Genomic DNA, 22,079 nt, shown 5'->3' on the forward strand with positions numbered 1-22,079 from the left:
TAATTAATTATGACAAAGATTAGAACGAGATTTGCACCTAGCCCAACAGGCAGAATGCATGTAGGAAATTTAAGAACTGCGCTGTATGCATATTTAATTGCAAAGCACGAGCAGGGAGATTTTATTCTTAGAATAGAAGATACTGATCAAGAAAGATTTTATGAAGGTGCCTTGGATATCATTTATCGTACGCTTGAAAAGACAGGACTTGTACATGACGAAGGTCCTGATAAGGATGGTGGAGTTGGTCCTTATGTTCAAAGTGAACGTCAGGCACAGGGCTTGTATCTAAAATATGTGAAGCAATTAATTGATAAAGGTGAGGCATATTATTGCTTTTGTGATAAAGAAAGATTAGAGACTCTTAAGTCATCATTTACGGATGGAGAAGAAAGCAAGGAGATCATAGTATATGACAAACATTGTCTTTCCCTTTCAAAAGAAGAGGTTGAAGCGAAACTTGCAAAAGGAATGCCTTATGTAGTTAGACAGAATAATCCAACGGAGGGATCAACTACATTTCATGATGAAATCTATGGTGATATATCAGTGGATAACTCAGAATTAGATGATATGATTTTAATGAAATCTGATGGATACCCAACTTATAACTTTGCGAATGTGGTGGATGACCATTTGATGGGGATTACTCATATTGTAAGAGGTAATGAATATATATCATCAACTCCAAAATACAATAGATTGTATGATGCTTTTGGATGGGATGTACCTAAGTATGTTCACTGCCCTCTCATTACGGATGAAAATCATAAGAAATTAGCGAAGAGAAGTGGTCATGCGTCTTTTGAAGACTTACTTGATCAAGGATTTGTGACTGAGGCTATTATTAATTATGTTTCACTTCTTGGTTGGAGTCCAGAAAGCGACGAAGAGATATTCTCACTAGAACAACTGGTGATTGAATTTGATTATACAAGAATGAGCAAATCACCTTCTGTATTTGATATTCCTAAGTTGAAGTGGATGAATGGGGAATATATTAAGGCAATGGATAATGATAGATATTATGAATTTGCACTTCCTTACATTAAGAAAGTAGTGAAGAAAGACCTTGATTTAAAGAAGATAGCTGATTTAGTAAAAACTAGAATCGAAATATTTACTGAAATCGCAGAGCATATTGATTTCTTTGATGAATTACCCGAGTATAATACAGCGATGTATACACATAAAAAGATGAAAACGAATTCAGAGAATTCACTTGAAATCCTGAAGGAAATGCTTCCAATATTAGAAAAAACAGATGATTACTCAGTTGATGGACTTCATGATATGATTATGGAATTTATTGCAAATAAGGAAATTAAAAATGGTCAAGGATTATGGCCACTTAGGACCGCAGTTTCTGGAAAACAATCAACACCAGGTGGTGCATTTGAGATAATGGATATTATTGGAAAAGAAGAGTCACTTTCTAGAATTAGAAAGGCAATTAATTTGTTAGAGGGAGAATTGACTGAATAGATGAGTTTTAATGAAGCACAAATATCTGCCATTAATCATAATTCCGGTCCTGCGATTGTACTTGCGGGACCAGGATCTGGGAAAACTACTGTAATTACTTTGAGAACAAAAAGGCTTATTGAATATTATAACGTGGATCCATCTAAAATTCTTGTAATCACATTTACGAAGATGGCAGCTAATGAGATGAAAGAAAGATTCTTTAAACTTATGGATGGTAAAAAACCATCTGTTACTTTTGGAACATATCATGCCGTATTTTTCACAATACTAAAGAATGCGTATAATTATAGCGCTAAAAATATAATAAGAGAAGAACAACAAAGAGAATATATAAAAAGAATGATTTCAAAGTATGATCTTGAGATTGAAGATGAAAATGAATTTGTTTCATCTGTATTAGGAGAAATTAGTCAAGTGAAAGGTTCTAGGATTAATCTTCAATTGTATTACTCTATTAATTGCCCAGAAGATGTATTTAGAAGCATATATCAAGATTATGACAGTGAATTGAAGAGAAACAGGCTAATTGATTTTGATGATATGCTTGTGTTTTGCTATGAACTTTTATCAAATAGATCAGATATTTTATCTGCTTGGCAGAATAAATATCAATATATTTTAGTGGATGAGTTTCAGGATATTAATAAGGTGCAGTATGATGTAATTAAACTATTGGTTGAAAAATCACAAAATTTATTTATTGTTGGAGATGACGATCAAAGTATATATGGGTTTCGTGGTGCGAAACCAGAAATCATGCTTGATTTTACAAAAGATTTTGTAGATGCAGTAAAAATTAATTTAGATATTAACTATCGTTCTACATCAAATATTGTGAATTCTGCAAAATCAGTAATAGATAACAATTCAAAACGATTTTACAAAGACATCAGAGCATTTAATCAAATTGGAAATATGGTTGATATTAGAGAATTCATCGATACCTCAGATGAAAATAAATATATAATAGATAGTATTCAAAAATACATTGAGGACGGTACTAAATACAAAGATATCGCTGTACTATCAAGAACTAATATTGGAGCAAGACAGTTAATTGGAAAATTGATTGAGTACAATATTCCATTTACAACAAGAGACATAATCCCAAATCTATATGAACATTGGATTGCGAAAAATATATTTAGTTATATAAGAATAGCAATGGGTAACAGGGATAGGTTTGAGTTTTTGCAAATAATGAATAAGCCCAAGAGATATATTAGTAGAGATTCCATGGGTACACCGCTTGTTGATTTTGAAGAACTTCGTAAGTTATATGAGGACAAGCAATGGATGGTTCAAAGAATTGATGATTTTGAAAAAGATTTACAGTTGTTAAAAAAGATGAATCCGTTTGCTGCAATTAATTTCATTAGAAGAGGGATTGGCTTTGATGATTATTTAAGGGAATATTCACAAGCCAGAAGGATGAATGCGGAGGATTTGTTAAATGTAATTACCGAAATCCAAGAGGAGGCAAGAGAGTTTTCAACATATTCGGAATGGTTCAAACATATTGAAGATTATAATCTAGAATTAAAGGAACAAGTGTCGTCTATGGGAAAGACTACAGATGCAGTGAATTTGTGTACAATGCATAGTTCTAAGGGATTAGAATACAAGGTTGTATACATAATAGATGCCAATGAGGGCATCATGCCTTATAACAAGGCGGTACTTGAATCAGAAATTGAGGAAGAGAGAAGAATGTTCTATGTTGCAATGACTAGGGCAAAAGAAGATTTACACATATTTTATACGAAGGAAAGATATAACAAGAAACAGGAGGTTTCTAGATTTGTTTCTGAGATAAGTAAAAAATATGTAATGATTGATTAAAGTGCGAAAGGGAAATAGACATGTGGGGAAAGAAAAGAGTAAAGTATGGCTTTATAATAGTAATTATTTCTATATTATTGGGAACGGCTTTTTTTGCAGCAAATGGAATATATTTATCGACTTCAGATAGAGAATATCAAAGTATTGAGAATATGAATCAATATGCAAAAAAACAATTTTCTAATACACTTATTTACAATATGACATTGTTAAATTTATTAGGGAATGATTATATTAGTAAGGATGTTAATCTGGATAATAAAAAGATACAAACTGAGATGGGAACGTTTATCCATGAAACGGGAATGACCTTATATATGGTGGATGAATATGGCATTGGATATGATTATAAAGGGGAGCTAATTGATTTCAATCATTATGTAAATGTCGGTGAGTTATTTTCCAAAAGAGAAGGAGTTATCCAAGCTGAAAACAATTCTGATTTAGGCGGTGCAGGAGTATATTTGTATACAAAGATAACAAATGATAATAGTCAAAATTATTTGCTGATTGGGTGGTATTCTGAAGACAATTTGAATGATGTGTATGATATAGATATTCATGACGATTGGAATTATAGTTATATTGTTGATCAAGATGGTGATTTAGTATTGCCATTGGAAGAGCCGAGTGAGTATGTAAATTTATTTGATTTTGTTAATGATAATAAAGGCCTGAAGGATTCCATGGAAAAAGGTGAGTCAGGCAGTAAAATTTATTTATGTGGTAGCGAAGAAAATGTGATTTGTTTTAATCAATTGAATAAAATAAATGGTTGGTATATAGTATCAATTGTTCCACAAAAGTATATTAATCAAAAAGCCAATTGCATCATATTTAAGATATTTATATTATGTGGATGCTTTTGTATATGTATGATTATTGTAATCTATTACATAATAAAAATAATTAAAAATAATACAGTGTTAATCATAAAGAATGAAGCAAATGCTTGCCGAAGTAGATTTTGGTCACAGATGTCTCATGAAATCCGTACACCTATGAATGCAATTGTGGGATTGGCGGAGATTGCGAAATATTCAATTGATGATAGGGACAAGCTAGAAGAGTGTTTGTTTAATATAGAAAATACATCAGAATATTTATTAGCTGTAGTCAATGATATTTTAGACGTGTCCAAAATAGAAAGCAATAAGATTGAACTAAATATAGAACCTTTTAAAATATCAGAAGTTATTGATACAGTAAAAACTGTTATTTCATCAAATATTAATTTGAAGCAAATCAAAATGAGTATTATCAAATCCGGAAATATGGATCAAATTGTGTGTGGCGATCAAAAAAGATTAAAGCAAATTCTTGTTAATTTAATTGCAAATGCTGCAAAATTTACAGAGATTAATGGAAAGATTAGATTTCGCATTAAAACGGAAACGTTATCTGACAATAAAGTTAAATATTTATTTGAAGTTACAGATAGTGGAATCGGAATTAAAAAGGAAAATCTAGAGAAAATATTTGAACCATTTGAGCAAGGTGACAATAATGTTTCATCCATTTATGGTGGAAGTGGATTGGGACTTACAATTTGCAAAGGTTATTTAAAATTAATGGATGGAAAAATCACTGTTGATAGTGAGTATGGAAAACGAACCAGTTTTTATGTCGAAGTAGATTTTTCACTTGCCAATGAAGTTGAAAAGCAAATATATACAGATCGAATAAAGAGTGCACAATCAAATAGCAATGTTTCAATTATTTCAATGACCCCAATTGCACCAGTGGATAATTCTACATCGGATAACAAAAAGACGATTTTACTTGCAGATGACAATGCTATGAATTTGGAAGTTATGACAACGATGCTTGAATTTTATGGATACAAAGTTGTTACTGCACATAATGGGCAGGAAGCGATTGATATATTTGATAATAGTTCAATGTTTCAATTTGATGCTATTCTTATGGATGTTCAAATGCCAATAAAAAATGGGTTAGAAGCTTCAGTAGAAATTAGATCATTAAATAGAATGGATGCTTCAAAGGTCAAGATAATTGCATTAACGGCAAATGCGTTCAAAGAAGATCGGTTGCTTGCAGAAAAAGCAGGTATGAATATGCATATTTCAAAACCAATCAAGATGAACGTGCTTAAAGATAAATTAGATGAACTTTTTTCAGAAAACTAACAAAAAAAGACATTATTAGTAAGATTGAAAAATCTACTAATAATGTCTTTTTAATGAAAATAGATTATATAATTATTCTGCGTCTTTTTCGTCTTCTTCATCGTCTTCTTCATCATCGATTTCATCGAATTCTTCAGAATCAAGAAGTTCATCAAATGCATCAGCAACTGCTTCATATTCATCATCATCTTCGATATTTTCAAGATCTGGCTCGCCATCAGCAGATTCGGTATAACGATAGATAAATACTTCACCGTCTTCAGCTTCTTCTCCATTCATAGGAAGAAGTGCAATATATTCCTTTTCACCAACTGGGAAAATAGATACAATTTCACATTCAACTTCAGTATCATCATCCAATGTAAGAGTTACCGTATCTTTTTCTGGTATAATATTATCTTCACTCATCTAATTTACCTCATTTCTTTTTTGTTATTGATAGTATAAATGTATCAGATGAAAGGAAAAAAAGCAACAAAATTAAAAATTTTAGTTGTTATTTTTAATAAAGTAATGTAATATACAATTAATAACAGAATATTGTAAATTAAGTCAATGAGGACAGCTTTAAAGTAATTTAAGATTATTACTTTAAAATTGGTCTTTTTTTTTATTTTAATAATTGTAATAAGGACAATACAACCGAGTTGAGCTGAATGTCTAAAATCGCATTTAATACAATATAGAAAGGAATAGATACTATGGACAAAATTGATAAGAAAATTGTAACACTTTTACAAAAAAATGCGAGGACGCCATTAAAGGCGCTAGCAGAAAAAGTGTTTTTGTCTTCACCTGCAGTATCCGCAAGAATAGAGAGATTAGAAAAAGATGAAATAATTGTTGCATATGAAGCCAAAATCAATCAAATGAAATTAGGCTATCATATTACAGCATTTATCAATTTGGAAATTGCACCTGTTCAGAAGCCGGAATTTTATCCTTTTATAAAGACTTGTTTAAATGTAGTTGAATGTAATTGTGTAACTGGAAATTATGCAATGCTTCTAAAGGTAGCGTTTCCAAGTACAATGGAACTTGATACATTTATTGGACAGCTCCAAAAATTTGGTAGAACAAGCACACAGATAGTATTTTCAACACCTGTTGAACCAAGAGGGATTGATGTTAATCTTGAAATGCCAGTTCCCGATGATAGAAGAAAATAAAATTAATATATACCCAAAAGAATTCCTTCATTAAGTTAAAGGAATTTTTTTTTGCTCATTTTTAGTGATAAGTTTAATGTACTTTTTAATTATAAGTTTATTTGTAAAATTATGGCAGAAGTGATATGATTATAAAAAAATTAGAAGGTTTTGGAGGCTATTTATCATGGGGAATGAATTGGATAAAAGTATGTGCCAGAAGAAGGTACAGCTAATCAAAGAAAGCATTAATAAGGTGATTATAGGCAAATCAGATACAATTGATATGCTGTTAACGGCAGTGATTTCAAAGGGACATGTATTACTAGAAGATGTGCCAGGAACTGGTAAGACGGTTATGGCTAAAACTTTTGCAAAATCAATCAATGCAGAGTTTCAAAGAATTCAGTTTACACCAGATTTATTGCCATCTGATGTTACCGGAATTAATTATTATAATCAAAAACTAGGTGAATTTACATTTAGAAAGGGACCTGTATTTGGTAATATAATATTAGCGGATGAGATAAATAGGGCAACACCAAGAACTCAGTCTAGTTTACTTGAATGTATGGAGGAACATCAGATTACAATCGATGGTGAAACTCGTATTTTAGATGAGCCATTTCTTGTAATTGCAACACAAAACCCAATAGAAACATCTGGGACATTTCAGCTTCCAGAAGCACAGTTGGATAGATTTATTATGAAGCTAAATATGGGATATCCAGATAAAGCAGAAGAAATTAGTATCATAGATAGATTCTTATTAGAAAGTCCATTTGATACAATCATCCCAGTTTGCGAAAAGGAAGATATTATTAATATGCAAGCGGAGGCTAAGAATATATACATTCATTCTGCACTGAAAGAGTACATAGTAGATGTTGTGAATGCTACAAGGAATCTGAAAAATGTTTCAATAGGCGTAAGCCCTAGAGGCACACTTACAATGATTAATGCAGCTCGTTCATACGCATATATTCAAGGACGAAGTTATGTTGTTCCAGAAGATATTAAGAAGTTGGCAGTTCCTGTATTTGCTCACAGATTAGTATTGAAATTAGGTATGACTAGAGAAGATAACAGGGAATTATTTATAGAGCAGGCGTTGGAATCAGTTCCGGTACCAACTGAAGAGTGGAGCTGAGATGGAAATAGTATTAATGCTGGCAGGAGCCGGAATTTCTTATATGATAATTGAACGCATATATGTAAAATTTTGGCTAAAGGGGTTGTCTGCAGAGATTGGTTTTGCAAATGAGTATGCAACTCCTGGAGATATTGTAAATCTTGTGGAAGTGGTTACGAATGAGAAATGGATGCCACTTCATTTTATAAATGTAAAGTTTCAACTTGATAGAAATCTCAAATTTGATAATAAGGATTCAAATTCAGTGGTTTCTGACAAATCGTATAAAAACGATGTATTTTCATTGTTGTTTTATCAAAAAATCACAAGGACGATTCCACTTTTATGTAAGAAAAGAGGGTATTATACAATCGATAAGATAGAACTTTTATCTATGGGTCTATTTATGAATGATATTTTATCGGTTACGATTCCAATTTCAAGTGAATTAGTAGTATATCCAGCATTTGTGAATACAGACACGGTTGAAGTACCTTTTCGAAAAATCATGGGAGCGATTATTACCAATAGGCATATATATGAAGATCCATTTGAATTTAGAGGGATACGTGATTATCAAGACTATGACTCTATGGATAAAATCAATTGGAAGGCAACAGCAAAAACGAGTGAGCTAAAAGTTAATTTTTATGATTATACGGCTAGTCAAGAAGTTTGTATTCTTTTAAATCTTGAGTACGAAGGAATGTTAAAATATGAGTCTCTTTTAGAAGAAAGTATCAGTATAGCAGCCAGTCTTATGCAGATGTTGATTGAAAGTGGTGTTTCTACAAGTATAATTTGTAATGGGAAAGATATTTTAACAGACGAAAACATATTGTTTAACTGTGGAAATGGATTTGATCATATTAACTCTATTAATTTAGGCTTGGCTCGAATAGATTTAAAAAAGCCGGCGGATGATTTTCCTGAATTGATATCTGATAATTTATCGAAAATATCAAACAACGCATTGTATATTCTTATTTCCTCCTGTAAAAATAGTAAGATGCAAGAAGAGTATAACAGAATGTGTTCTGACAGCAAAGGCTCAATATGGATAGTCCCTTATAATGCTGGATTCGATTGGGAACCTAAGAATTGTGAACTTGCAGATATCATATCTTGGGAGGTGCTATTATGACTAATCGAAGAATCAAGGTAGCTTTGAGATTATTAGAGATCGTAATGCAATGTCTGTTTTTTGTTACGTTGAACATCATTGTTTCATATTTATTGCTGAAATATAATGTGAGTGAATATAACAGATGTTTAATGATTTCTGTTTTAGTAATTGCAGCTTATCTTTTCAGGAAATATATTCATAGCTTTTTTACATTTTATCTTTTACATGTGTTTTTATTTGTAGCAGCCGTGTTTTATGCTAGATCCGCGAATGAGTGTTTCCTATATATTCTTCAAGTTGGAATATTAGTGGCTTTTTCAGGGCATATAAAGGTAGCAACTATGAGGGTTACCGAAGAAAAGATGTCATTGGTTGGCATGGCTGTAATGGTTGTTTGCTATATGCTTGGTCTGGGCACACATAATACTGTTATGATACAAAGTGGGTTGCTAATATTGGTGTTATTTACATTGGCAGAGATTATTTACAATAATCTTGATAAGATTAACAATGTATTTATTGATAACAAAGAAAATGCTGATTTTCCAGCCAAACAGTTATTCCGGGTTAATATGGATATGTTAGCTACATCAGTGATAATTATTTTTATGGCAATGATGGCTTTTTATTCAGGACCATTTGGAAATATTTTTCAAATGATAGGAAGATTTTTGCAATGGATAATCGCATTGATATTAAAGTTGCTACTGTATAGAAAACCAATAGAACAGAGGGTGTTACCTACATTATCCGTCGAGACTATAGGTGATAGTTCAGAAGATAGCGCTGAAGGTATGGATCCGCCTATATCAGGATCATTTGATCAACTATTTTATGCATTACTAATTATGTTTATAATATTTATTACATTAGTTCTTATTATAAAAATCGTAAAAGAAATGAAAAATTTCTCGAAAAAGAAAAAACTTGGAGCAGATATGATTGAATTCATAAAGCCCAAAAAGAATGCTACGAGTAAAATTAAAATTTCAAGGGTGAATCATAAAAATGAAGCGTCCGAATTAGATTATAACTTAAAACTTCGAAAGATATATAAGAAAAAAGTGAAGAAAGGTTTGGGCAAAGAAAAACTACCAACAAATGCATTTCCTGAGGAGATTACGAGAAAAGGAATATCGGAAGATGAAAAAGATATCAAAATTGTAACAGAAATTTATGAAAAAGCCAGGTATTCTAATGAGAAAGTTAATGCAGAAGAAATTGAGATAATCAAAAATATAAACAATACATAATATTTTAAAATAATACTTTACTTTAGAAAAAGAACCGTGTATAATTATTTTTAATAATAAGTAAATGCATTGAAGAGGAATAGTACATACAGACTTATATCAGAGAGTTGTCGGATGGTGCGAGACAACAGATAGAAAGTATGGAACTCGCCTTGGAGCAGCTATCCAAAATCTAATATATAATAATTATTATATTAGAAAGTAGAAGTAGTCGGAATCCAACCGTTATTGTGGAGAGAATATAAGGCAATTGCCCGTATTCAGTGAGAGCGCAAACGTAGTTTGCGAAGAAGAGTGGTAACGCGTGAGACTTATAGTCTTTCGTCTCTTGATATTATACATTTGTATAATGTCAAGAGACGAAAGGCTTTTTTTACGTGTAAGCAAGGAGGAACATCCAGCGAATTTACTTATTATATTTAGATATAATCAGGAACTGTTAAACAGAATAGATTAAGAGGAGGATTTGAATATGTTTGATTACAGACAGTACAAAAAGAATTATTTTATGCCACCAACAGAGTGTATGGATTGGGCAAAGAAAGAATCAGTGGATAAAGCACCAATATGGTGTAGCGTTGACTTAAGAGATGGTAATCAGTCGTTAATTGAACCTATGAGCTTAGAAGAAAAACTCGAATTTTTTAAAATGCTTGTTAAAATTGGATTTAAAGAAATTGAAGTGGGATTTCCGGCTGCATCTGATACAGAATATCAGTTGGTTAGAACCTTGATTGAGCAGGATTTGATTCCAAAGGATGTTACAATTCAAGTACTTACACAAGCTAGGGAACATATAATTAGAAAAACTTTTGAAGCTGTTAAGGGCGCTCCAAGTGTAGTTGTTCATTTGTATAATTCGGTATCCGTTGCTCAAAGAGAGCAGGTATTTAAAAAATCAAAACAAGAAATCTTGGATATTGCTGTTGAAGGAGCTAAACTGCTTAAGAAATTAGCCAATGAGACAGAAGGTAACTTTTCATTTGAATATAGTCCAGAAAGTTTCACAGGAACAGAAGTTGAATACGCACTTGATGTATGCAACCATGTAATCGATATTTGGGAGCCAACAGCCAATCATAAAGTTATTATTAATATTCCAGCAACTGTTGAATGCTCAATGCCTCATGTGTTTGCAAGCCAGGTTGAGTATATGCATAAGAATCTTCATAGCAGAGAGAATGTAATTATTTCTCTTCATCCACATAATGATAGAGGTTGTGGCGTAAGTGACTCAGAGATGGGGATTCTTGCCGGAGCCGATAGAATTGAAGGAACGTTATTTGGTAATGGCGAACGTACGGGTAATGTTGATATCATTACGTTAGCAATGAATATGTACGCGCAAGGAGTTGATCCCGTGCTTGATTTGTCAAATATGCCAGAAATAGCAGAAACTTATGAAAGATTAACGCAGATGACAATTCATGACAGACATCCATATTGTGGGAAACTTGTATTTGCTGCATTTTCTGGTTCACATCAAGATGCTATTGCAAAGGGAATGAAATGGAGAGAAGAGAAGGACCCATTACATTGGACAGTTCCATATCTTCCAATTAATCCAGAAGATGTAGGCCGTAAATATGATGCAGATGTAATCCGAATTAACAGTCAGTCAGGCAAAGGTGGGGTTGCATACATCTTAGAACAAAGTTATGGCTTGAAACTTCCGGTTAAAATGAGAGAAGACTTTGGATATGCAGTGAAAGCAGTGTCAGATGTTCAACATAAGGAATTATTACCACAAGCTATTTTAGATATTTTTGAAAAACGATACAAAAAATATATGCCAGTATTTGATATCGTGGAATGCCATTTCAAACAACAAAATGGAATTCAGACAACAATAACCGTTGAGTCTGAGGGCGTTAAAACGGTTGTTGAAGCTGGAGGAAATGGCCGTTTGGATGCAGTAAGCAGTGCACTGAGCAAACATTTCAATGTACCTTGTCAAATTATTTGCTTTGAGGAACATGCACTTCAAGATGGTTCAGATTCAAGTGCTATTGCTTATGTAGGAATTAAAGGCATAGATGGTAATTCGTATTTTGGAATTGGTATTGATCCAGATACAATTAGGGCTTCAATTGATGCAATTGTATCTGCTATGAATAGAAGTCTTGAGATTGCGTCTCGTTAAAGAAAAAGCAGAAATAATGAATATCAAATAAAGAGTAGCATACTTATAGTATAAGTATGCTACTCTTTTATTTGATTTTTGCATTTACATAAAAATCAGTAAGAATAACGTGGATTTTTGTGAAAAAATTAAAAATTACTACTAATATAGGGTAGGAGGTGTTTATAGAATAGAATATAATGTGATAAATAAAGGAAATTTAGATGAGCATTGCATAAATAAAAAGGAGGATTTATTATGAAAAACAAAAATATAATTAAGATAATAAAAAAGTATAGTAAGGCCACAGTATCAGTAGTTATGGTATTTGTATTGACGGTAAGTGCTGCAACATTAAGCATAATGGCATCTGGAAGTGCCAATGCTGATGTGCAGATAGAATTAAAAGCGTTATTGGGAGAGGCAAAAAGTTATGGCGTATTTGCAGATAGTGCACTTATAGCGGGTGATTTTGAATCTAATATTGCAACGAATAACTTAAAGGTCGATGGAACAAAAGATATAGGAAATACTGTAGGTACTAAGACGAATGTTGCAGGAACAAGTTTTCTTAAAAATTTTGAATCTGGAATTTTACAACTTAGATCGGCTGATAATATTGTAGTAGGATCTCAATTTACGAAAACTGGAAATATTGTCACTTTTGGAAGTGGTAATGGCGTTATTTCAACAGCAAATGCTCAAAATGTTAAATTTTATGTAAATCCAAATTATGTAAATATATCAAATACGCTTTCTACAATTGCAGCAAATTTTTCTCAGTATACAAGCACATCAGATAATACAAAAGGATCAGTTGTTAATCTTAGCGATATGAATAATGGTATTATCGATATATCAAAATGTACAGATATGATATGCTCTATAAACATTACAATGGCAGCATATAACAAATTGCAGACAGGTCAATTAAAGATAACAAAAAATAATGACCAGATAGTAATTATTAATATAAGTGGAGATTATTCAGGATTTGCTTTATCAAGATTTACAGTAAATGGAGTAGCTTCATCAAATGATAATGATATTATTGCAGATACAGTTATTTTTAATTTTTCAGATTATAGTGGATCACTCAGTCTCTCAGAAGTTTGTGGAATAGTAGTTGCTACGAAAGCAAATGTTACTATTACCGGTACATCAAGAGGAAGAGTAATCGCAAAAACATTTACAAATCCAGGTGGTGAATGGCATTTTCTTGCTAAAGATCTTGAAATAGAGACAGAAACAGATCCATCAACACAAGCACCAACACAACAACCAACAACACAACCAGTAACACAACAACCAACAACACAACCAGTAACACAACAACCAACAACACAACCAGTAACACAACAACCAACAACACAACCAGTAACACAGCAACCAACAACACAGCCAGTAACACAGCAACCAACAACACAGCCAGTAACACAACAACCAACAACACAACCAGTAACACAGCAACCAACAACACAACCAGTAACACAGCAACCAACAACACAACCAGTAACACAACAACCTACAACACAACCAGAAACACAGCAACCAACAACACAACCAGAAACACAGCAACCAACAACACAACCAGAAACACAACAACCAACAACACAACCAGTAACACAGCAACCAACAACGCAACCAACAACACAGCAACCAACAACACAACCAGCAACACAACAATCTACAACACAATCAGTAACACAACAACCTACAACACAACCAGTAACTCAACCAACAACTAAAGCTGGAGAGGTATTTGCAGACGAAGATAATGTTACAAAAGCAACAGTAACAGCAACAAAAGCTCCAGAAGTGTATGCAGATGAAGATAAAGTTCAAACTGGTGATAAAAATTCTATTTCGATTTATATGATTGCAGTAGGTGTTTCAGCTCTAATTATATTAGGCTTTGTTATAATAGAGAAAACGAAAAAAGATAAAAAAAGAAAAGAAGATCAAAGTAATATCAAATAATAGTTAAATAGAAATTAATCTTTATTTATAAAAATAGATCGCATCATAAATAAGTAATATTTATACTTATTTATGATGCTTTTTATATATACAGTTGAAAACGCTTTTAACTGTATGCTATAATGCAAACTGTGTAGAAATATATAATTAATATATGATGATTATAGGAAGAAGGATACGATGTAATGTTTAGATATGTTTTAGCATCAGCTTCTCCAAGAAGAAGAGAATTGTTAACCCAGGTAGGTATACATTTTCAGGTTATTAAAAGTGATATAGAAGAAATTATTACAAAAGTGGAACCTGATCAAGTTGTGATTGAATTATCGAGGCAAAAAGCACAGGATGTATATAATAATCTTGCAGAAAAGGAAAATGTTGTAGTAATTGGTGCGGATACAATTGTATATAATGATAATAAGATATTGGGTAAGCCGAGCGATGAGGAAGAGGCATTTAAAATGCTTGTTGAACTGTCAGGAAAAAGTCATTATGTTTATACAGGCGTTACATTAAATATTAATGGTAAGGCTTTTTCATTTGCAGAAAAGACAAGAGTAGATGTATGCTCATTGACAGAAGATGAGATTATCGAATATATTAAAACAAAGGAACCTTTAGACAAAGCAGGCGCTTATGCAATTCAAGGATTATTTGCAGCATACATTAAAGGAATCGAAGGTGATTACAATAATGTAGTTGGTTTACCAGTAGGCCGCTTATGTCAGGAATTGAAATATAGAGAGGTTAAATACTAATATGAAATACAAATTATGCATATTTGATTTGGATGGAACAACTGCGGATTCAGTTGGAGCAATTGCTCATACAGCAAATCAATGCCTTACGTTATATGGATTGAAACCCAATCCCGTTGAAGATTATAAGCTGTTTGCAGGTGAAGGTCAGTTTGAATTAATCAAAAGAGCTTTAAAAGCTGCAGGTGATAAAGAATTAAAATTATATGATCAAGTGATGCCAAAGTATATTGAATTATTTAAAACTGGATGTATTTATAATGTTACTTCTTATCCAGGTGTAATTGAAATGTTGGAAAAAATGAAACAAATAGGAATCAAAATAGCTATTTTGAGCAATAAACAAAATGATAACACAGTGAAAGTTGTAGAGACAATTTTTGGAAAAGGGTTCTTTGATGTAATATTAGGCCAAAAAGATACACATAATAGAAAACCTAGTCCTGAAGGTGCTAATATTTTAATGGAAGAATTCAAAGTCAAGTCAGAGGAATGCCTATACATAGGTGATACTGCAACTGACATGGAGACTGGTATCAACGCGGGTATCGATACGGTGGGAGTTACTTGGGGATTTAGAACAAGGAAAGAACTTGCTTTCGCTAAGGCAAAATACATTGTGGATGAACCTAAGGAGATATTAGGATTATTATGATAAAATTAATAGCAAGTGATTTGGATGGTACAATTTTGTTAAAAGATGCTCAGTCAGTTGATAATTCTTTATTTGAAACAATTCATAAGATTTCAGAAAAAGGAATTATATTTGCACCTGCAAGTGGAAGACAATATAATAGTTTGAAGATGCTATTTGAGCCAATAGCAAAAGACTTGATGTATATTGCCGAGAATGGTTCGTTAGTAATGTACAATGAAGAAGTACTCTTTAAAAGCCCTATGGATAGAAAGTTAGCAATGGAGATTATCGAAGATGTATATGAACATTGCAATTGTGAGGTGCTTGTATCAGGGTTAAATACAGCTTATATAAAACCAAAGGCAAAAGAATATTTACATCGGATGACATCCATGGTAAAATACACAACGTCTATGGTAGATAGTTTTGATGATATTCAAGAAGATATTTTGAAAGTTTCAGTTTGTGATATATCAGGAATTAAGAATTCCACAGAGTATTTTACAAAAAAATGGTCAGGTAAAGTATTAACAGCTGTTTCTGGTAAGTTGTATTTAGATTTTACCGCAAATGGAGTGAATAAAGGGACTGCAATTAAGAAGATCCAGGAAAAATTAGGAATATCGCCAGATGAATGCATGGCATTTGGAGATAATTATAATGATATTGAAATGCTAGATAATGTAGGGCATTCGTATGCAATGGATAGAGCAGTTGATGATATAAAAAAACATGCAAAACATATAACGGAATCAGTCGAAATGACATTAAAAGAAAACTTTTTGTAAAGTATTTGGAGGAAATAAAAAATGGATCAGTATTTAGAAGAGTGTGCAAAGGTATTTTTAAAAGAGCAGACAAAATTATTTGATAAACCAGTTGCAGCGACAATGGAAGAAGCAGAAGCATTTCTTGAAGATTGTTTTGCCCAAGTCTTTGACACGGTAGAAGAAGTTAAGGAATATATGATTGAAGAAGGCATGGATGTAGAAGCAATGTCATTAGAAGAAATAGAAGAATCATTAGAGGTATTTAAGATTTCAGACGGGAAATTCTTTGTGGTAGAAGCTTAATGAAAATTACCGTTATCGCAGTTGGAAAGATAAAGGAGAAATATTTTACACTTGCAATTGATGAATACACAAAAAGATTAACCCGTTACTGCAAACTAGAAATTATAGAACTTCAAGATGAAAAAACTCCTGATAATTCAAGTGAAGCAACAAACCTTCAAATTAAGGCAAAAGAAGGCGATAGAATATTAGCATCTATCAAAGATGATGCGTATGTTGTTGCACTTGCAATTGGCGGGAAAATGTTGGATTCAGTAGAACTTTCAGAAAAAATAGCCGGTTTGGGTGTCAACGGAACTAGTCATATCGTATTTGTAATTGGCGGCTCCCTTGGACTAGATGATAGGATTTTAAGTAGAGCTAATTATGAACTAAGTTTTTCAAAAATGACATTTCCCCATCAAATGATGCGAGTAATACTCCTGGAGCAAGTTTATAGGGCTTATAGAATTATGGGTAATGAACCGTATCACAAGTAGCGGTAATTATGATGATTAAAAGATTAATAAATATGAATATTATAGATTTATAATATGAGAGGGCTCAATTTCTTTTTGCAGAGCCAATAAGAAAATACTCCAACTTAGGATGGTGTATTTTTTTTTGCCAAAGTATTGGAGGGAAAGCTTGAAAAGTAGATAGATACGGGGATATAGGATATTATTGGCATCTAATGAAACAATGAAAAATGATATGCAAGCAATAGTTTAGCCATTTTAATTTGTTTGAATTAAATCAATAATAATGTTCGAAATTGTAGAAAAATAGTGTATAATTACAGTATTATGGAATGTTAAAGATATTTTCTTGAAATTACGGTTCTAAGTACAGAATATAGGACACTAAAAAATGCTATAATAATTTTATTATAAAGGATATAAGTAGTACAGTAAACATATAAAAGGGAGAACAGAAATGCAAAAACTAGATTTACAGACATTAGAAAGCAAGTTATGGAGCTGCGCAAATATTCTTAGGGGGAAGTTAGATTCCGCAGTATATAAGGATTATATCATTGGGCTTATGTTCTTAAAGAGAATTTGTGATGAATTCGAATATGAAAGAGAGCAATTAAAAATAAAGTATGCAAATCTTCCAGAAGGGGCCGTTGATAAGATGCTAGAAAATCCTAATCTGTATGGTAGCTTTTTTGTGCCTAAGTCAGCAAGATGGAATGATTATAAGAACTTAAACTTGAATATTGGACCAATATTGGATAAAGCATTCAAGGCAATCGAAGATGAACCTAAGAATTACGAATTAATTGGAGTTCTTACAACTACTAATTATAATGACAAAGATAAGGTACCTGATGAAAAGCTAGTTCAGCTTATGCAAATATTTGATGGCATGAATATGAGTAGTGAAGGATTAGAGAGTCTTGATGTATTAGGGGATGCGTATATGTATCTGATTAAGATGTTTCAGGATGATAGTGGTAAAAAGGGTGGAGAATTCTTCACACCAAATCAAGTAAAGACATTGATTGTTAAATTATTAAAACCACAAGAAGGAGAAACTATTTATGATCCAACTTGTGGTAGTGGTGGCTTTTTAATTGAAACTATTAATTATTTGAAAGAAAATAATTGTAATCATAAGAATGTACAGCTATATGGCCAGGAAAATAATATTTCAACTTGGGCAATGGCTAAATTAAACATATTAATGCATGGCGTTACTGGAGCAACTATATACAAAGGTGATACTATTCGTAATCCTCAAAATGTTGATGGGGCTATATTAAAGACTTTTGATAAGGTGATGGCAAATCCTCCATTTTCATTGAAAGAGTGGGGAATAGAAGTCGCAGAGAATAATACTTACAATAGATTCAATTATGGTGTTCCACCGAAATCCTATGGTGATTTAGCATTTGTTGAGCATATGTTAGCTAGTTTGAATGATAAAGGAATTATGGCATCTGTAGTTCCTCATGGTGTTTTGTTCAGAGGAGGCACTGAAGGAAAGATTCGTGAAGGAATGTTAAAGGATGATTTGTTTGAAGCTGTAATAGGATTACCTCAGAACTTGTTCTATGGTACGGGAATACCAGCTGCAATTATTGTGCTCAATCACCTTAAAACGGATGAACATAAGGGGAAAGTATTATTTATTGATGCCTCCAATGGGTTTGAAAAGAATGGAAATAAGAATGAGCTGAAAGACCGGAATGTAGATGATATTATCGTTGCATATGAAGCTTATATTGATCAAGAAAAGTATGCATCATTAGTGAAATTAGAAGAAATAAAGGATAATGACTATAACTTGAATATTAGCCGTTATGTGGATACAAGTGAGGAAGAAAAAGAGATTGATATCAATGCGGTGATTGCCAGGATTTCTGCTAGGAAGATAGAAATTAAAGTGAAAGAAAATGAGTTAAATGGCTACCTTAGAGAACTCGGATTTGAGAGCTTATAGAGGGATGAGAATGATGACAACTAAAAGAAATGAAGGCTATAAAGAAACAAAGTTAGGGTGGATTCCTGTGAGTTGGAATATATGTAATATTGACGAGGTTGCAAAAAGATTTACAGGGCATACACCAGATAAAAAAAATATAAACTATTGGAATGGAACTATACCCTGGATTTCGTTAAAAGACTTATCAAAACTGGATAAAGGATTTATTTTTGAGACAACAGATTATACATCAGCTGAAGGTATAAAAAATTCATCAGCAGTTTTATTACCTAGTGGCACGGTTATTATTTCTAGAGACGCAACTGTAGGGAAAATTGGAATTATGGCAACGGAAATGGCAACAAGTCAGCACTTTGTAAATTATGTATGTGGGGAACAGTTAAATAATGTTTTCCTTTATTATTATTTAATGAATTGTAAAAAAGTTTTTCAAAATATTGCTATTGGGAGTACAATTAAAACGATTGGCATGAAGTTTTTTGTAAAAATGCAGTTGATATTACCAGATATTAAAGAACAAAAAAAAATAGCATTAATACTTTTAAATATTGATAAACTCCTAGATGATAATGGGTATAAATTAAAAGAACTTAATCAACTAAAGAAGGCTTTAGCACAGAAACTGTTGACGGAAGGGATAGGGCATACGAAGTTCAAGGATAGTGAGGTTGGTAGAATTGCTTTAGAATGGAACGTAATTAAGTTAAAAGAAATTGCACAGATTTGTTATGGGAAGAATCAGAAAGATGTTATTGATAATCAAGGAATATATGATATTTTGGGTACTGGTGGAATAATGGGAAGGGCGAATAAATTCTTGTGGGATAAACCATCAGTATTGATAGGACGAAAAGGAACAATTGATAAGCCAATGTATATTGAAAGACCTTTTTGGACAGTTGATACGCTGTTCTATACAAAAGTTAATGAAAAATATTTAGCAAAATGGCTCTACTATTATTTGGATAATTTAAACTTAGGTAAGTATAATGAAGCCACTGGAGTTCCAAGTTTAAGTACGTCAAATCTAAATGCTATCGATGTCGCAGTACCGTCCCTGAATGAACAAAAAAAGATTTCTGATATTTTAAGTGGTATAGATAATTGTATTTTTCAATATCAATCTCAAAAATCTGATTATACTCAGCTAAAGGAAGGTTTGATGCAGCAATTACTAACTGGGAAAATTCGTGTTTAGATATAGAGACTTGAAATTATCAGAAAAGAAACATGAATTTGTAGTTTGTATTAGTTTGTAATTGTTTGCAAGTGTGATGTGATAAATAGATTTATATTATGTAGGAAAATAAACCACAGATTATAGCAATGAAGTATAGTAGAGTAATGTTTTAGATTATTGATAGCTATTTTGGTGGCCCTTGCAAAAACTGAAGTCTTCAAAATAATTAAATACAACTTCATGATTGAGAAATACATAGATGAGCTATTGGTCATAAAAAATTGAGTAAAAGTGTATATCATATATTTACTTTATCATACAATAGAACAATGTATTCTTATAAAATCCCGACAAACAGAAGAAGGAGAGTGATATGAGTAAATTAATAGATTATTTGGATAGTATAAACTTATTGTCACAAAAAACATTATTTGATTTTTTATATAGAAACAATATAAAAACAATAGATAGTTTAGTTCTTTATATGAGAGAATTAATTGATGAAGATTATATAGTAAGCGAATACAATCCTTTTATATTTGTACCTAATAGTGATATATCAGGTACCGGTGGATGCGATGAAATATCATGTAAAATAGCTAGAGCGGAAAAGTTTGCTGTCTTTTCAGCATTATATGCAGATAAAGTATATATTCAATTAGCATTTATTACATCAGAACATTATGAACTGATTGATATGGATGAAGTTGAAATTGATGAATTAATGAATGAAAATTACAAAACGGAAGTATTAAAAGAGATATCTTTAATATTAGTATATGCAGAACTAATTAAAAATAATATTGTATTTATTACCCCTAGTCATGAAATGATGTGCCCAGCTTGCTTTCAAAATCAAGTTTTTGGGAATGATATAATTAAAATGGAAAAAATAAAAAAAGAGTATATTTCAAAAGCAAAAGTTATTTTGCAAAATTATGACAGTAACGAAAAAACAGCTGAAATATGTATCAGCAATATTCATGAATTTTTTCCAGACCATGAAATGTTTTGGACAATAACTGATGAAAAAGTATTAGATCTATTAAAAAATGAAAAAATAGGAAAAAAAATCAGAAACAATGAATATTCTAATTCGTTTATTAGCGGATTCATCGAAGACGAGATATTATCAGCTATGTATACTACAAAATATTGTAATGAACAAAATGCAAAACTGATTACTAATAAAATGTCGGATGCTATGTTTTTAGGATCAAATAAAGACAGTAAAAAAATTAGTGAAATAAAAGACTATACAAATTGTTTACCTGAATACGATTTATTAATTACTCAAAATCTTAAATTGAAAAATGTAATTAAACTCCGTCAAGAGGAATCGGAAGCATTTAACAAATATCGTATAGCTCTAAATAAAGCTGTTATTGAGCAAAATAAAACAAATAAAGTTACTGATTGGTACAAAATATATGATGATATAATATATCCAGAATTAAATAATCTTGATTTGAGAATGAAGCAGATTAGGAATGGTAGAATGAGCCGTTTATTCGGGACAATGACTGTAATTGGAACAGCTTTAGTAGCCAGTAAGTTTGGGGATATAATAAAACCAGATCTTTTTTCAAATATACAAGCTTTTGAAACAGCGGTAGGTGCAGCAGGTATAAACTTTATTCTTGACAAGACAAGTACAAAGAAAGCAGATTTACAAAATAATGACTATTTCTTTTTATGGAAACTAAAAAAAACAGTTAAAAAATGACTTTGCTTCTATATCAAATATGGAATATACAAAT

General features: G+C 31.8%; 18 protein-coding genes and 1 other annotated feature. Of the genes, 17 read left to right on the forward strand and 1 reads right to left on the reverse strand.

The window, feature by feature from the left end; all coding sequences use genetic code 11:
* The first annotated feature begins 9 nt into the window (after window positions 1-9).
* The 3 genes from gltX to BMY18_RS03440 are packed head-to-tail and all read left to right on the forward strand — an operon-like array spanning window position 10 to window position 5,480.
* Window positions 10-1,485: a glutamate--tRNA ligase gene (gene gltX / locus BMY18_RS03430; RefSeq protein ID WP_092450592.1), complete on the forward strand. Its 1,476-nt coding sequence runs from the start codon at window positions 10-12 to the stop codon at window positions 1,483-1,485.
* Window positions 1,486-3,330: an ATP-dependent helicase gene (locus BMY18_RS03435; protein WP_092450594.1), complete on the forward strand. Its 1,845-nt coding sequence runs from the start codon at window positions 1,486-1,488 to the stop codon at window positions 3,328-3,330.
* Between the two features lie 20 nt (window positions 3,331-3,350).
* Window positions 3,351-5,480 (forward strand): ATP-binding protein, encoded by a 2,130-nt coding sequence (locus tag BMY18_RS03440; RefSeq protein ID WP_092450596.1) that lies wholly within the window; start codon window positions 3,351-3,353, stop codon window positions 5,478-5,480.
* Between the two features lie 72 nt (window positions 5,481-5,552).
* Here the strand turns inward: BMY18_RS03440 and BMY18_RS03445 are convergent, their stop codons facing one another.
* The gene (locus tag BMY18_RS03445) at window positions 5,553-5,888 is read right to left on the reverse strand and encodes a DUF1292 domain-containing protein (RefSeq protein WP_092450598.1); all 336 of its coding nucleotides are present in this window, start codon (window positions 5,886-5,888) and stop codon (window positions 5,553-5,555) included.
* A 293-nt stretch (window positions 5,889-6,181) separates the two neighbouring features.
* On the opposite strand from BMY18_RS03445, the gene BMY18_RS03450 reads away from it, so the two are divergent.
* From BMY18_RS03450 to BMY18_RS03515, 14 genes are all read left to right on the forward strand, one after another.
* Window positions 6,182-6,649: an Lrp/AsnC family transcriptional regulator gene (locus tag BMY18_RS03450; RefSeq protein ID WP_092450600.1), complete on the forward strand. Its 468-nt coding sequence runs from the start codon at window positions 6,182-6,184 to the stop codon at window positions 6,647-6,649.
* 166 nt (window positions 6,650-6,815) lie between these two features.
* Complete coding sequence (locus tag BMY18_RS03455; RefSeq protein WP_242940951.1) at window positions 6,816-7,778, forward strand: AAA family ATPase; 963 nt, start codon at window positions 6,816-6,818, stop codon at window positions 7,776-7,778.
* Between the two features lies 1 nt (window position 7,779).
* The gene (locus tag BMY18_RS03460) at window positions 7,780-8,904 is read left to right on the forward strand and encodes a DUF58 domain-containing protein (RefSeq protein ID WP_092450602.1); all 1,125 of its coding nucleotides are present in this window, start codon (window positions 7,780-7,782) and stop codon (window positions 8,902-8,904) included.
* Window positions 8,901-10,139 (forward strand): hypothetical protein, encoded by a 1,239-nt coding sequence (locus BMY18_RS03465; protein WP_092450604.1) that lies wholly within the window; start codon window positions 8,901-8,903, stop codon window positions 10,137-10,139. Before BMY18_RS03460 ends, BMY18_RS03465 begins: the two co-directional genes overlap by 4 nt.
* A gap of 60 nt (window positions 10,140-10,199) precedes the next feature.
* Window positions 10,200-10,471: a binding site (T-box leader), on the forward strand.
* A 140-nt stretch (window positions 10,472-10,611) separates the two neighbouring features.
* Window positions 10,612-12,282, forward strand: coding sequence for a 2-isopropylmalate synthase (locus BMY18_RS03470; protein ID WP_092450606.1), 1,671 nt, complete (start codon window positions 10,612-10,614; stop codon window positions 12,280-12,282).
* A 237-nt stretch (window positions 12,283-12,519) separates the two neighbouring features.
* Window positions 12,520-14,241, forward strand: coding sequence for a hypothetical protein (locus BMY18_RS20935; protein WP_170841277.1), 1,722 nt, complete (start codon window positions 12,520-12,522; stop codon window positions 14,239-14,241).
* Between the two features lie 185 nt (window positions 14,242-14,426).
* Window positions 14,427-14,999, forward strand: a complete 573-nt coding sequence (locus tag BMY18_RS03480; protein ID WP_092450608.1) for a Maf family protein — start codon at window positions 14,427-14,429, stop codon at window positions 14,997-14,999.
* A gap of 1 nt (window position 15,000) precedes the next feature.
* Window positions 15,001-15,654, forward strand: a complete 654-nt coding sequence (locus tag BMY18_RS03485; protein ID WP_092450610.1) for an HAD family hydrolase — start codon at window positions 15,001-15,003, stop codon at window positions 15,652-15,654.
* Window positions 15,651-16,424: an HAD family hydrolase gene (locus BMY18_RS03490; protein ID WP_092450612.1), complete on the forward strand. Its 774-nt coding sequence runs from the start codon at window positions 15,651-15,653 to the stop codon at window positions 16,422-16,424. Before BMY18_RS03485 ends, BMY18_RS03490 begins: the two co-directional genes overlap by 4 nt.
* A gap of 21 nt (window positions 16,425-16,445) precedes the next feature.
* Window positions 16,446-16,709 (forward strand): glyoxalase, encoded by a 264-nt coding sequence (locus tag BMY18_RS03495; RefSeq protein ID WP_092450614.1) that lies wholly within the window; start codon window positions 16,446-16,448, stop codon window positions 16,707-16,709.
* Window positions 16,709-17,188 (forward strand): 23S rRNA (pseudouridine(1915)-N(3))-methyltransferase RlmH, encoded by a 480-nt coding sequence (rlmH, locus tag BMY18_RS03500; protein ID WP_092450616.1) that lies wholly within the window; start codon window positions 16,709-16,711, stop codon window positions 17,186-17,188. The genes BMY18_RS03495 and rlmH overlap by 1 nt, the downstream gene beginning before the upstream one ends.
* Before the next feature lie 436 nt (window positions 17,189-17,624).
* Entirely contained in the window at window positions 17,625-19,136 is a 1,512-nt protein-coding gene (locus BMY18_RS03505) for a type I restriction-modification system subunit M (RefSeq protein ID WP_092450618.1), read from the forward strand.
* 10 nt (window positions 19,137-19,146) lie between these two features.
* Entirely contained in the window at window positions 19,147-20,337 is a 1,191-nt protein-coding gene (locus BMY18_RS21330; RefSeq protein ID WP_170841278.1) for a restriction endonuclease subunit S, read from the forward strand.
* A gap of 355 nt (window positions 20,338-20,692) precedes the next feature.
* Window positions 20,693-22,045, forward strand: a complete 1,353-nt coding sequence (locus tag BMY18_RS03515) for a hypothetical protein (protein ID WP_092450622.1) — start codon at window positions 20,693-20,695, stop codon at window positions 22,043-22,045.
* The last annotated feature ends 34 nt before the right edge of the window (window positions 22,046-22,079 follow it).

Origin of the sequence: [Clostridium] fimetarium (assembly GCF_900111235.1) — a bacterium.
GTDB classification, from domain to species: domain Bacteria; phylum Bacillota; class Clostridia; order Lachnospirales; family Lachnospiraceae; genus Clostridium_N; species Clostridium_N fimetarium.

Coding starts and splice junctions, on each gene's coding strand:
- gltX (WP_092450592.1), top strand. CDS start 10: ATGACAAAGATTAGAACGAGATTTGCACCTAGCCCAACAGGCAGAATG.
- BMY18_RS03435 (WP_092450594.1), top strand. CDS start 1,486: ATGAGTTTTAATGAAGCACAAATATCTGCCATTAATCATAATTCCGGT.
- BMY18_RS03440 (WP_092450596.1), top strand. CDS start 3,351: ATGTGGGGAAAGAAAAGAGTAAAGTATGGCTTTATAATAGTAATTATT.
- BMY18_RS03445 (WP_092450598.1), bottom strand. CDS start 5,888: ATGAGTGAAGATAATATTATACCAGAAAAAGATACGGTAACTCTTACA.
- BMY18_RS03450 (WP_092450600.1), top strand. CDS start 6,182: ATGGACAAAATTGATAAGAAAATTGTAACACTTTTACAAAAAAATGCG.
- BMY18_RS03455 (WP_242940951.1), top strand. CDS start 6,816: ATGGGGAATGAATTGGATAAAAGTATGTGCCAGAAGAAGGTACAGCTA.
- BMY18_RS03460 (WP_092450602.1), top strand. CDS start 7,780: ATGGAAATAGTATTAATGCTGGCAGGAGCCGGAATTTCTTATATGATA.
- BMY18_RS03465 (WP_092450604.1), top strand. CDS start 8,901: ATGACTAATCGAAGAATCAAGGTAGCTTTGAGATTATTAGAGATCGTA.
- BMY18_RS03470 (WP_092450606.1), top strand. CDS start 10,612: ATGTTTGATTACAGACAGTACAAAAAGAATTATTTTATGCCACCAACA.
- BMY18_RS20935 (WP_170841277.1), top strand. CDS start 12,520: ATGAAAAACAAAAATATAATTAAGATAATAAAAAAGTATAGTAAGGCC.
- BMY18_RS03480 (WP_092450608.1), top strand. CDS start 14,427: ATGTTTAGATATGTTTTAGCATCAGCTTCTCCAAGAAGAAGAGAATTG.
- BMY18_RS03485 (WP_092450610.1), top strand. CDS start 15,001: ATGAAATACAAATTATGCATATTTGATTTGGATGGAACAACTGCGGAT.
- BMY18_RS03490 (WP_092450612.1), top strand. CDS start 15,651: ATGATAAAATTAATAGCAAGTGATTTGGATGGTACAATTTTGTTAAAA.
- BMY18_RS03495 (WP_092450614.1), top strand. CDS start 16,446: ATGGATCAGTATTTAGAAGAGTGTGCAAAGGTATTTTTAAAAGAGCAG.
- rlmH (WP_092450616.1), top strand. CDS start 16,709: ATGAAAATTACCGTTATCGCAGTTGGAAAGATAAAGGAGAAATATTTT.
- BMY18_RS03505 (WP_092450618.1), top strand. CDS start 17,625: ATGCAAAAACTAGATTTACAGACATTAGAAAGCAAGTTATGGAGCTGC.
- BMY18_RS21330 (WP_170841278.1), top strand. CDS start 19,147: ATGATGACAACTAAAAGAAATGAAGGCTATAAAGAAACAAAGTTAGGG.
- BMY18_RS03515 (WP_092450622.1), top strand. CDS start 20,693: ATGAGTAAATTAATAGATTATTTGGATAGTATAAACTTATTGTCACAA.